The sequence below is a fragment of the Microbacterium terrisoli genome, from assembly GCF_030866805.1.
GTDB lineage: Bacteria > Actinomycetota > Actinomycetes > Actinomycetales > Microbacteriaceae > Microbacterium > Microbacterium terrisoli.
The window spans coordinates 1791794-1803658 of the sequence record NZ_CP133019.1; the positions used below are offsets into that span (position 1 = coordinate 1791794).

Annotated in this window: 11 protein-coding genes; 3 read left to right on the forward strand and 8 right to left on the reverse strand. The window is 66.9% G+C overall.

Features of this window, described 5'->3' with window-relative positions:
• Positions 1 to 49: 49 nt before the first annotated feature.
• From QU603_RS07655 to QU603_RS07665, 3 genes are read right to left on the reverse strand one after another with little or no spacing between them, the layout of a single operon-like run.
• Complete coding sequence (locus QU603_RS07655) at positions 50 to 832, reverse strand: glycerophosphodiester phosphodiesterase family protein (protein WP_308493884.1); 783 nt, start codon at positions 830 to 832, stop codon at positions 50 to 52.
• Positions 829 to 1800 carry an SPFH domain-containing protein gene (locus QU603_RS07660; protein WP_308493885.1) on the reverse strand — a complete coding sequence of 324 codons (972 nt, stop codon included), beginning with the start codon at positions 1798 to 1800 and terminating at the stop codon, positions 829 to 831. The genes QU603_RS07655 and QU603_RS07660 overlap by 4 nt, the downstream gene beginning before the upstream one ends.
• Positions 1797 to 2282: an NfeD family protein gene (locus QU603_RS07665; RefSeq protein ID WP_308493886.1), complete on the reverse strand. Its 486-nt coding sequence runs from the start codon at positions 2280 to 2282 to the stop codon at positions 1797 to 1799. Before QU603_RS07665 ends, QU603_RS07660 begins: the two co-directional genes overlap by 4 nt.
• A 152-nt stretch (positions 2283 to 2434) precedes the next feature.
• On the opposite strand from QU603_RS07665, the gene QU603_RS07670 reads away from it, so the two are divergent.
• Complete coding sequence (locus tag QU603_RS07670) at positions 2435 to 3199, forward strand: SDR family oxidoreductase (RefSeq protein ID WP_308493887.1); 765 nt, start codon at positions 2435 to 2437, stop codon at positions 3197 to 3199.
• An 80-nt stretch (positions 3200 to 3279) separates the two neighbouring features.
• On the opposite strand, the gene QU603_RS07675 is transcribed toward QU603_RS07670, so the two are convergent.
• The gene (locus QU603_RS07675) at positions 3280 to 3840 is read right to left on the reverse strand and encodes an HdeD family acid-resistance protein (protein WP_308493976.1); all 561 of its coding nucleotides are present in this window, start codon (positions 3838 to 3840) and stop codon (positions 3280 to 3282) included.
• Positions 3841 to 3987: 147 nt separating this feature from the next.
• Between QU603_RS07675 and QU603_RS07680 the strand changes: the two genes are divergently transcribed.
• Entirely contained in the window at positions 3988 to 6330 is a 2343-nt protein-coding gene (locus QU603_RS07680; protein ID WP_308493888.1) for an ATP-binding cassette domain-containing protein, read from the forward strand.
• Between the two features lie 130 nt (positions 6331 to 6460).
• On the opposite strand, the gene QU603_RS07685 is transcribed toward QU603_RS07680, so the two are convergent.
• From QU603_RS07685 to QU603_RS07700, 4 genes are all read right to left on the reverse strand, one after another.
• Positions 6461 to 7960 carry an arylsulfatase gene (locus QU603_RS07685; protein WP_308493889.1) on the reverse strand — a complete coding sequence of 500 codons (1500 nt, stop codon included), beginning with the start codon at positions 7958 to 7960 and terminating at the stop codon, positions 6461 to 6463.
• Positions 7961 to 8368: 408 nt separating this feature from the next.
• Positions 8369 to 9376 (reverse strand): alpha/beta hydrolase family protein, encoded by a 1008-nt coding sequence (locus QU603_RS07690; RefSeq protein WP_308493890.1) that lies wholly within the window; start codon positions 9374 to 9376, stop codon positions 8369 to 8371.
• On the reverse strand, positions 9373 to 9930 hold the full coding sequence (locus tag QU603_RS07695; protein ID WP_308493891.1) for a helix-turn-helix domain-containing protein: 558 nt from the start codon (positions 9928 to 9930) through the stop codon (positions 9373 to 9375). The genes QU603_RS07690 and QU603_RS07695 overlap by 4 nt, the downstream gene beginning before the upstream one ends.
• An 80-nt stretch (positions 9931 to 10010) precedes the next feature.
• Positions 10011 to 11063 carry an LD-carboxypeptidase gene (locus QU603_RS07700; RefSeq protein WP_308493892.1) on the reverse strand — a complete coding sequence of 351 codons (1053 nt, stop codon included), beginning with the start codon at positions 11061 to 11063 and terminating at the stop codon, positions 10011 to 10013.
• 249 nt (positions 11064 to 11312) lie between these two features.
• Between QU603_RS07700 and QU603_RS07705 the strand changes: the two genes are divergently transcribed.
• Positions 11313 to 11804: an FBP domain-containing protein gene (locus QU603_RS07705; RefSeq protein WP_308493893.1), complete on the forward strand. Its 492-nt coding sequence runs from the start codon at positions 11313 to 11315 to the stop codon at positions 11802 to 11804.
• The last annotated feature ends 61 nt before the right edge of the window (positions 11805 to 11865 follow it).

The following is an 11865-nucleotide window of genomic DNA, read 5'->3' on the forward strand; positions in this document are numbered from 1 at the left end:
TGCGCATCATCCGAACGCGGCGTGATGCAAGGGCTTTCACAGCCGATGCTCAGCGGCCACGGCGGTCCAGTAGATCAAGCCCCGCATCGGCTCTGTCGGTCACGATACCGTCCACGCCGAGATCCAGCAGACGGGCCATCTCGGCGGGATCGTCGACCGTCCACACGTGCACTTCCACGCCCCGTTCGTGCGCGGCATCCAGCAGGCGGGGCGTGAGCAGCCGCAACCGCCCCTGACGCTCTGGAATCTGCAGTGCGTCCACGTCGTCCCACGCACTGTGCGCTGCGCCGGGCAGGTGGGCGGCCACCGCCGCGACGATCCGTGCGATCGTCGATCGGCCGCCCGATGTGGCCGGCTCGCCTCCCTCGTGATGGGCAGCGGCCAGAGCGCGTCGACGCCGCACGTCGGAGAAGCTGGTCAGCAGCACGCGCTGGGCGTGGGCGGCCACGAGCCTGCCGGCCGGCGCGGCCGCGGCATCCGCCTTCACATCGAGATTGAAGCGCACCGTCGGAAAGGACTCCAGCGCCTGGCGCAACGTGATCAGTCCGCCGCGCTCGGCCATGAGGTCTTCGAGTTCGGCCAGGCGCACCGATGCGATCGGCCGCGGATCGCCGGTGACCCGATGGAGGTCGGCGTCATGGAACAGCACGACTTCGCCGTCAGCGGTCAGATGGCAGTCCGACTCCACATAGGTGGCGCCGATGGCGTGCGCTGCGGCCACGGCGGCGAAGGAGTTCTCCACCACGCCGTCGGCGGCCGACTGCGCCGACACAAACCCCCGATGAGCCAGCACCCGCGGCACGGGGGATGCCGCGAACCAGGCGTGGGTCACGGCGTGGGCGGCGTCAGAGGCGCGTCATGGGTCGGCGGTGCGGCAGCAGGGCCGGTGGTGGGCGCCACGCCGGCGATCTTGCCGCTGAATGCTGTCGACATGCCCTTCAGGGCCTCGGTGAACTCGCTCGGGATGATCCACAGTTTGCTCGAGGCGCTGTCGGCGATCTTCGGCAGCGTCAACAGGTACTGGTAGGCCAGCAGCTTGTCATCCGGCTTGCCCGCGTGGATCGAGTCGAACACCTTCTGGATGGCCTGTGCCTCGCCCTCGGCACGCAGCACCTGGGCTTGCTTGTCACCCTCCGCCTCGAGGATCTGTGCCTGTCGACGGCCCTCGGCCTCGAGGATCTGCGACTGCTTCGATCCTTCCGCGGTCAGGATCACGGCACGGCGATCCCGCTCGGCCCGCATCTGCTTCTCCATCGAGTCCTGGATCGACAGGGGCGGGTCGATGGCCTTCAGCTCGACGCGGGACACGCGGATGCCCCACTTGCCGGTCGCCTCGTCCAGAACGATGCGCAGCTTGCTGTTGATCTCATCGCGGCTGGTCAGGGCCTCTTCGAGGTTCAGACCGCCGACCACGTTGCGCAGCGTCGTGGTGGTCAGCTGCTCGACGGCCCCGAGGTAGTTCGCGATCTCGTAGGTTGCGGCACGGGCATCGGTGACCTGGAAGTAGACGACGGTGTCGATCGAGACGACGAGGTTGTCCTCGGTGATCACCGGTTGCGGTGGGAACGACACGACCTGCTCACGCATGTCGATCAACGGCCGTAAGTGGTCGATGAACGGCACCAGCAGGTTCAGACCGGGATCCAGCGTCTTGTGGTAGCGTCCCAGCCGTTCGACCACACCTGCGCTCGCCTGCGGGATGATGCGGATCGCCCGGGTGATCACGACCACGACCAGGATGAGGATCGCGATGGCCAGGATCCAGCCGATCACGGTCGGGATGAACTGTTCGGGGGTCATGACTGTTCTCCCTCGGAGGATTCAGGGTCGTTCGTCACGTAGGCGGTGGCACCGTCGATGCGGTCCACCCGCACATGCGTCTGCGGTGGGATCGTCGTGCTGTCGTCCGTGGAACGTGCGGTCCAGGTCTCGCCGTTGGAGAGCTTGACCAGGCCGCCCAGGCGCGTGACGGTCGACAGCACCAGGCCCGGCATGCCCAACAGCGCGGCGACGTTGGACGGGGTGGGGTCTTCGCCGCGTCTGAGCCGTCGCAGCAGCGGAGGCCGCAGCAAGAAGATCAGCAGTGCCGCCACCACGGCGGCGACCACGACCTGCAGCCACAGTTCAGCGCCGAACAGGTCGGCGATCAGGCCGGCCAGGCCGCCGATGCCGAGCATGAGGAACGTGAAGTCGAGGGTGAGCATCTCGATCACGAGGAAGATCGCGATCAGCACGATCCAGCCGATCCACGCGAACTGCGTGATCGCCGCGATGACGTCCACCCTGCCTCCCTCAGCATTATGAGTGTGCTCCTGAACCTAGCATGGCCGGGGTATTCGACCGGGCGGTTGCGGGGCCGATTGATAGGGTCTAATGGCCCGGTCGACCGCTGCGCACGGCACCGGCATCCCCGCGAGAATCAGGAGACCTTCCCGTGTCACAGACACTCCCTGCCGACGCCCTTCGCGGCAAGACCGCCCTCGTCACGGGTTCTTCTCGCGGCATCGGCGCCGACACCGTCCGCTACTTCGCCGAAGCGGGCGCGAACGTGGTCATCAACTACCGCAACAAGGCGCCGCGCGCGAACAAGCTCGCCGAGCAGCTGCGCGCCCTCGGCGTGCAGGCGCTGGTGGTCGGTGCGGACCTCACCGACCAGGCGTCGGTGGAGGGCATGTTCGCCGAGGTGGCGAAGACATTCGGCGGCCTCGACATCCTCGTCTTGAACGCGTCCGGTGGCATGGAGTCGGGCATGGCGGCCGATTACGCACTGCAGCTGAACCGTGACGCGCAGGTGCGCGTGCTCGAAGCCGCGGTGCCGCTGATGCATGAGGGCTCACGTGTGGTGTTCGTCACGAGCCACCAGGCCCACTTCATCCGCACGACCCCCACGATGCCGGAGTACGAGCAGGTGGCGCTGTCCAAGCGCGCCGGCGAAGACGCACTGCGTGAGTGGATCCCCGCACTCGACCAGAAGGGGATCGGCTTCGTCGTCGTCTCGGGCGACATGATCGAGGGCACGATCACGGCGACGCTGCTGGAGCGGGTCAACCCCGGCGCGATCGCATCGCGCCGCGAGGATGCGGGACGCCTGTACAACGTCGCCGAGTTCGCCGCCGAGGTCGCACAGGCCGCCGTGGATCCGATCCCGGCCGAGAACCTGCGACTGGTGGGGGAGACGGGATCGTTCGCCGCGGAGTAGGCAGCATCGTTCAGCCGTGAGGCATGGCAGGCGGAAGGCCCCGGGATGTCCCGGGGCCTTCCGCCTGCGTCACCTGCGGGTCACAGATCCTTCGCGCTGAACGAGAACGCGCGGACGATCTGCACGATGCCGAGGACCACCAGCGAGATGCCCAGCAGCCACCACAGGACGAGCGCGCCCCACAGCGGCGAGAACAGCAGCACGATTCCCGCGACGATGCTGAGGATGGCGAAGAAGACGGTCCAGGCCTTCGACCGTGCGCCGCCGAGTGCCGTCAGCGAGACCACGCCTTCGACGATCCACATGATGCCCACCAGGATGCCCAGGAAGACCGCCAGCCAGGCGGTGGTCTGGGCGAGTTCGGTGAAGGCGAGGATGCCGGCGATCACGAAAATGATGCCCAGGACGATGTGCCCCACGCGTGCCCAGCCGCCCATGGACTTCGTGAAGATGCCGAGGCCGAGGTAGGCGAGGCCGCCGACGATGGCGTAGATGGCGATGATCGCGGTGACGACGATGGCCGTCCGACCCGGCCACACCAGGATCAGGATGCCGACGATCAGAGCGACGACACCGGCGAGGCCGAGAAATGTGCGGATTCCGTTGACCGCGGACTTTTCGACGGATGATGAGGTGGACATGATGAAGCTCACCTTTCTGAGTGTTTACTGTGAAATTGTGAGGGCTCAATGCTATTGCGCGGCACGGGGGAGGGGGAGCCGACACGCGGCGCGCGCGGATGGTGCAGTGGGTGACGGATCGCGCGATGCTGCGCCTACGCTGGCGTCATGCATCAGGCAGACACCCACGATCGGATCTCGGTGCGGGGAGCACGCGAGCACAATCTGAAGGGCGTGGACCTCGACATCCCGAAGCGTCGGCTCACGGTGTTCACCGGGCTGTCGGGTTCGGGGAAGAGCTCACTCGTGTTCGCGACGATCGCCGCCGAGTCGCAGCGCATGATCAACGAGACCTACAGCGCATTCGTGCAGGGCTTCATGCCGCAGCTCGGTCGTCCCGACGTCGACGTTCTCGAAGGACTCACGACAGCGATCGTGGTGGATCAGGAGAGGTTGGGCGCGAACCCGCGTTCCACCGTGGGAACGGTCACGGACGCCAACGCGATGCTGCGCATTCTCTTCTCGAGACTGGGGGAGCCCTACATCGGAGGGCCTACGGCATTCTCCTTCAATGTTCCGACCCAGAAGGCCAGCGGCATCATGACCTCGGCGAAGGGCGAGAAGAAGGTCGTCCGCAATGAGATCTATCTGGGCGGCATGTGTCCGCGCTGCGAAGGTCGCGGCAGCGTGTCGGACATCGACCTGTCTCAGGTGGTGGATGAGTCGCTGTCCCTGCAGGACGGCGCGATCCTGGTGCCCGGCTACGTGCCGGACGGGTGGATGGTGCGCGGCTTCGCAGAATCGGGCTTCTATCCGGCCGACAAGCCGATCTCCACGTTCACCGAGAAGCAGCGCCACGCATTCCTGTACAGCGAGCCCACCAAGGTCAAGATCCAGAACATCAACATGACCTACGAGGGCCTCGTGCCGAAGATCACGAAGTCGATGCTGTCGAAGGACCTCGAGTCCATGCAGCCGCACGTGCGGCGGTTCGTGGAGCGGGCGGTGACGTTCGCCGTCTGCCCCGAGTGCGACGGATCGCGGCTGACGGAGGGCGCTCGGTCGTCGAAGATCGACGGGGTGAGCATCGCTGACGCCTGCCGCATGCAGGTCACCGACCTGGCCGAGTGGGTGCGGGGTCTGGACCGGCCCGAGGCGGGTCCGCTGCTGGCCAGGCTCAGTGCGAACCTCGACGCGTTCGTGACGCTGGGACTCGGCTATCTGAGCCTCGAGCGCCCCTCCGGGTCGCTGAGCGGAGGCGAGTCCCAGCGGATCAAGCTGCTGCGCCACCTCGGGTCATCGCTGACCGATGTGACGTACGTGTTCGACGAGCCCACGGTCGGTCTGCATCCGCACGACATCCAGCGGATGAACGCGCTGCTCCTGCAGCTGCGTGACAAGGGCAACACGGTGCTGGTGGTCGAGCACAAGCCCGAGACGATCGCGATCGCCGATCGGGTCGTCGACCTCGGTCCCGGCGCAGGCAGCGCCGGCGGGCAGATCTGCTTCGAAGGCACCGTCGACGAGCTGCGTGCCAGTGACACGGTCACCGGCCGGCACTTCGACGACCGTGCCTCCGTGAAGGAGGCGGTGCGCGCAGCATCCGGTTCCCTCGCCGTGCGCGGTGCTTCGGAGCACAACCTGCGCGGTGTGGATGTCGACATCCCGCTGGGCGTGCTGACCGTGCTCACCGGCGTCGCCGGCTCTGGCAAGAGCTCACTGATTCAGAGTTCGGTCGTCGGCCGCGAAGGCGTGGTGGCCGTGGACCAGGGCGCGATCCGCGGGTCGCGCCGCAGCAACCCGGCGACGTACACCGGGATGCTGGAGCCCATCCGCAAGGCGTTCGCCAAAGCGAACGGCGTCAAGCCTGCGCTGTTCAGCGCGAACTCGGAGGGCGCGTGCCCGTCGTGCAAGGGCTCGGGTGTGATCGTGACCCAGCTGGGCTTCATGGACACCGTGGAGACACCCTGCGAGGACTGCGGCGGAAAGAAGTTCCAAGCCGCGGTGCTCGAGTACACACTCGGTGGTAAGGACATCACCGAGGTGCTCGACATGCAAGTGCGTGACGCGCGGGAGTTCTTCGGTGCGGGGGACACCAAGATCGCCGCCGTGGGCAAGACCCTGGACCGGCTCGTTGATGTGGGTCTCGGCTACCTCACGCTCGGACGGCCCCTGTCGACACTGTCGGGTGGCGAACGCCAGCGCATCAAGCTCGCGACGCAGATGGCCGACGGGGGAGAGATCTATGTCCTCGACGAGCCGACCAGCGGCCTGCACCTCGCCGACGTCGAGAACCTGCTCGGGCTGCTGGACCGCCTCGTGGACTCGGGCAAGAGCGTCATCGTGATCGAGCATCATCAGGCCGTGATGGCACACGCCGACTGGATCATCGACCTCGGTCCGGGCGCCGGACACGACGGCGGACGCGTCGTCTTCGAAGGGACGCCCGCCGACCTCGTCGCTGCCCGGTCGACGATCACCGGCGAGCACCTCGCGCAATACGTGGCGTGAGCGGGCTGCTCGCCGTCGACTATCACCGGCTCGCGGACGCCCGGCACGCTCGTTCACCAGAAACGCCGATAATGCACATTATGTCAGATCCAAGGTGACGTACGCGCGTGGCGGCTCCTCCCCTGACCGATCAGGAGCTGCCGGTCGTCGAGTCCAGCTTGGCCATCACCTGATTGATTGTGAACGAGGCGGCCTCCTGCCGCGCGGGGAACTCCCGGAGCGTGTCCAGCATCCGGGCGACGTACGCCTGCGCCGGCACGAAGAGGAAGATGTGGTCGAGCACCCAATCCCAATAGGTGTTGGCAGTGATGTCGGCACGTTCGAACGGGTCAGTGCGTAGGTTGAACAGCTTCGGGAACCTGAGTTCGATGTAGGGCTCCTGCCATACCTGCAATGTCCCGATCGCGCGCTGCTCGAGGAACACCAGTTTCCAGTTGTCGAATCGCAGCGCGGTGAGGTCGCCGTCGTCCGAGACGTAGAAGAAGTGCCGCCGTGGGCTCGCGTCTGCTACTCCGGTGATGTATTCGAGTTGGTTGTGGCCGTCGAGATGCACCTTGAACTTGGTGCCATGGAGTTCCGTGCCTGCCCTGAGCCGATCTGCGATGTCCTCATCCCCCACAGCTGCGAGCAGGGTGACGAACCAGTCGTTATGACTGACGATCCCGTTGAGTGACGTGCCGGCCGGGATCCGTCCCGGCCAGCGGACCATCGCGGGAACGCGGTACGCGCCCTCCCAGTTGGAGTTCTTCTCATTGCGGAAGGGAGTCATTCCCGCATCGGGCCAGCTATTCATGTGCGGGCCGTTGTCCGTGGAATACATGACGATGGTGTTGTCTGCGAGGCCGAGCTCATCGAGCAGGTCGAGCAGGCTCCCCACGAGGTCGTCGTGATCGAGCATCGTGTCGTGGTACTCGGACTGCCACCGCCCCGCTCGCCCCTTGCTCTCCTCCTTCGGGTGCGTGCGGAAGTGCATGTGGGTCGAGTTGAACCACACGAAGAACGGCGTGTCATCCTTGGCCTGCCGACGGATGAAGTCCGCGGCAGCATCGCGGAACTCCTCGTCTGCCGTCTCCATGCGCTTCTTCGTCAGCGGACCGGTGTCGTCGATGCGCTGTGTCCCGTCCTCGTTCGCCCAAGAGTGGATGACGCCGCGGGGACGAAACTTCTCACTGAACCCCGGGAACTCCTCATCCGTGGGGTAGTCGGGATGCTCAGGCTCCTCCTCCGCATTGAGGTGGTAGAGGTTCCCGAAGAACTCGTCGAAGCCGTGCACGGTCGGCAGATGCTCGTCGCGGTCGCCCAGGTGATTCTTCCCGAACTGACCTGTCGCGTAGCCGTGGTGCTTCAGGGCGTCGGCGATCGTGGGATCCTCGGCCTGCAATCCGAGCTTCGCGCCCGGCATGCCGACCTTCGTAAGGCCGCTGCGATATGGATTCTGTCCGGTGATGAAGGCGGCTCGCCCCGCGGTGCAACTCTGCTCGCCGTAGTAATCGGTGAATTTCACCCCCTCGTGCGCGATCCGATCGATGTTCGGCGTCCGGTAGCCCATCAGGCCGTCCGAATAGGTGCTGAGGTTCGCGATGCCGATGTCATCGCCCCAGATAATCAGTATGTTCGGCTTGTCAGGCATGCTCGTTCCTCGCTTCATTGACGCAGACGGACCGTACATCCGCACGGGCCAAGCCAATCATTCACGGCGATCGATTCGCAGGGCACCTCATACCCAACGGGTGAGGCCGGGAGATAGGCGTGCGACCCGTACGCAACCATCGGGCGATCGACAAGCGACCTGATCGAGGAGGGAAATCGTGATTCTCGAAAGTGGACGGATGGTCGACCGCAGGTGGGACGCACCGTGAGCGCCGACATCGCACTCGGCTCGTGGCGTCCGTCCGCGGAGACCGCGGGGTACACCGTGGTGAGCGTCGAACGCGACTGGAGCAGCATCTTCCCGCCGATCCGGCAAAGCCGCGCCGCGTGCCCTTGAGCGTGATCACGTCGTCGGAGGCGGCCGCAGGATGATCGTCCACTGTCCACGTCATCCGCCTATGTGCACAGGCCCCTGCACGAAGGGTGCGCCGTCGGTGGATGCCGCGTCTGCCGCGCGGTCGCGCAGGAAGGCCGCGACCGTCGGAAGGTACATCGGCGCGAGCTGAGCTCGTCTGGGAATGCCCTGCTGCGGTCCGGCGATGAACAGCCCGTGATCGGCGCGCGGGAAGACCGCGAGGCCGTTGCGCGGGTTCTGTGGCAGGTGCTCCGCGAACGCCGCGACGCTCGCGGCGACCGGGATCAGGGCGTCCGCTCCCCCGAACAAGGCGAGCACAGGGCAGCTGACGCTCGGCATCACGGTCGTGGGATCGAAATCCATCACTCCGCGCAGGAACCGCAGGAGTTCGACAGTGTCATACGGGAACCGCACGGTGTCGTACCAGGATTCGCCGGCGTATCGTGCCTGCTCGGTGAGGATCTCGCGTTCCGTGTCGCCCCGTCGCAGGCGGTCCAACCGCTCCTGGACCCATGCCATGGCTTGTGCGATGGATGCCGCATCATGCCCGGCCGTGCGAAGGGCCACCGCCAGCCGCTCGTGCTCCTGTGCGGCTGGGGTCGTGCCCGGCCCGGAGTCGCAGATGACGAAGTCCACGGCATCCGGCTCCAACGATGCTGCCAGCAGCGCCACCCACCCGCCCTGACTGATGCCGTACAAGCCCACCGGCTCACCGGCGGTCGCCGGATGGGAGCGCAGGACCTCGAGCGCGGCAAGGGACTCGCGTGCGCGGTCCTCCAGTGTCTGATCCAGCCAGTGTCCGGGCGACCCGCCGCACCCCGGCTTGTCGTGACGCAGCACGATCGCACCCGCCTCGACCAGCCACTGGGGCAGACTCCCCCAGTGATGTCGGTCGCCGTCGCCCGAGCCGTCGATCAGCACGAGACCCGGCCGCGGCGCGTTCGAGGTGTGTGGGGCGCTGATGATCGCTGCCAGTTCTCCGACCGGCGTGGGAACGGCCGTCTCCACTTCGGTGACCGGCGTTGTCACATCGAGGCTCATGACGTGCCCTCACCTTCTGCGGTGGGTGCGGGCGTGCCGGCCAGCAGCACCCGGACGAAGCGAGAGCCTTCCGGCCGACGGGTCGTGTCGGTGAGTCGTGCGATGTACGGCTCGAGCACGGCGGCGAGGTGTTCGCGGACGTCGTCGAGCTCCGCGCTGGTCAGCGGCAGAGATGCCCCGGTGACGAACGCGGCCTCCCGCCATGCCGACGGCTGGCCCGCGCGCTCGCCCTGCCATGCGATGACCTTGTCTGCTTCGCGCTGGATGAAGACCCGCTCGAGTTCCCCAGCTGCGGGGCTGGCGCCCGACCAGCTCTGTCGCACCTCTGTCAGACGCCACGGGTTCTCGCGGCCGTCCTCGCTCACCGGGGCCTTCTCGACGTACCCGTATTTTGCCAGCTGCCGCAGGTGATACGAACAGCTTGCCTGCGTCGATCCCAGGCGACGCGCGCTCTCTGCGGCCGTGAGGGCACCCGCAGTGCCCAGTAGCTCGATCAGATCGAGCCGAAGGGGGTGCGCGAGCGCCCGCAGCGCCTGCGGGTCCGTGATCTCCATATGCCAAAGATACCTTTGAGATAAGGAATGTCAAGCATCTCTTTGGTATTCGGCCGAGCCGAGCTGTACGCGACCGCGGGTCACCCGAAGTCTGCGGTGACGGTGCGGGTGAGTCCGTCGAGTCGAACGGCACCGCCGTGCGGGAGGATCCACTGCGGACGAGTGTGCCCGAACGGCACCCCGACGCACACCACCGCATGGGGGTTGTACCGGGTGACTTGCGCGATGATCGCCTCGCGCTGCGCGACGCGCAATCGCGCACGTTCTGCGGCCGGTGGAACAGGCGAATACAGCTCGCTGACCACGGGACGGGCCACGAGCACGCCGGCGACCGCGCCGAGCACACCCCGCTCCCCCAGTGCCTGCATCCACCCCCGCACACGATCAGCGGTGGGCAGTTCTTCGCTCGTCTCCAGAAGCAGGATCGCCCCCTCCAGATCGTCGGCCTCGGGCATACGACCGGCGATGGCGATCTGATCGATCACTTCGAGGCATCCACCCCATGTGCGCCCCTCGACGATCTTCTGCGGCCCGGCCCAGACCCACGGCTCGGTCGGCTCTCGCAGACCGAACTCGGTCAGGGCACGGGGATCGGTCCAGGCGATCCCGAAGTCCTCCGACTCGCCGGGCTCGGTCAGCTCGATGCGGCCGCCCTCGAACAGCGCCGCCCGCAACGATGCGAGGTGGATGTCGTCGATGCCGGGGCCGGCGCCCAGATGCAGCTGCGTCGACCCACCGTGATAGCTGGGCACGCCCAGGCTCCACAGCAGGTTGTGCAGATTGGTGTTGTCGCTGAATCCCACGAAGGGCTTCGGGTTCTGGGCGAGCACATCCGCGTCGATGTGCGGGATGACGGTGACCTGGTCATCGCCGCCGATGGTGGCCAGCACCGCTGTGATCGTCGGGTCGGCGAATGCCGCCGTGACATCGGCGGCGCGCGCCGCTGAGCCGGCGCCGAGCTGCCGCGTGGTCGGATACTCGACCGGAACGAGACCCGTCGCTTCACGCAGGCGCTGCATCGCCTGCTCGTGCAGTGCCTCTGACGCCGCGGGGGCGGCGAAGGCCGGGGACAGCACGGCGACGCGGTCGCCGGGTGTGGCCTTGGGAACGGTCTGGAACTGCGCGGGTGCCATCACACGATTACACCAGAACGGCCGTCGAACTCTCGACGCAGGTGGTGCGGCGCCGCTCCCCCGGCTCCCTGGGAGGAGGGCGTAGACTCTCGGCCGTGCATTCGTGGATTCACCGCCCCGTCGGGCGTCAGGAGGTCGCAGGCGCGCTACGCGCCGGCGCGAGATGACCCTGCCCCGCAGCGCTGACGCCTACGCGTTCAGCGCGGCGTGCCGCACCTTCATCCCTCTTCGACAGAAAGCATCTTCCTCATGCACGCCCTCACTGAGAAGGACGTTCGCACGTCCTTCGTCAACGCTTCGCAGCGCGAACGCGGCAGCCTCACGCTCCCGCCCGGCTTCTCGGACCTTGACTGGGACAGCCTGCATTTCCTGGCGTGGCGCGACCCGAAGATCGCTCCATTCGGCTATCTCGTGGTGCCCATCGGCGACCGACCCGTCGGCGTCATGCTGCGCGAGTCCGAGCAGCGCACGCGCACGCGCCCGCAGTGCTCGTGGTGCGAAGACGTGACTCTGCCCAACGACGTCGTCTTCTTCGCCGCCAAACGGTCCGGCCGTGCCGGGCGCAACGGCGACACGGTCGGAACCCTCGCCTGCGCCGGGTTCGAATGCGCGCACAACGTGCGCAAGCTCCCGCCGCTGGCATACCCGGGATTCGACCGCGACGCCGCCCGGGACCGCCGCATCGCGGCGTTGCGGGGGAACGTCACGGAGTTCGTCCGCGACATCCGCGACGGCCGCTGACGGCGCACCTGTCGGTCGCGGGCCGGGCACGGCGAGGCAACTACGCTGGAAGCACTTGACC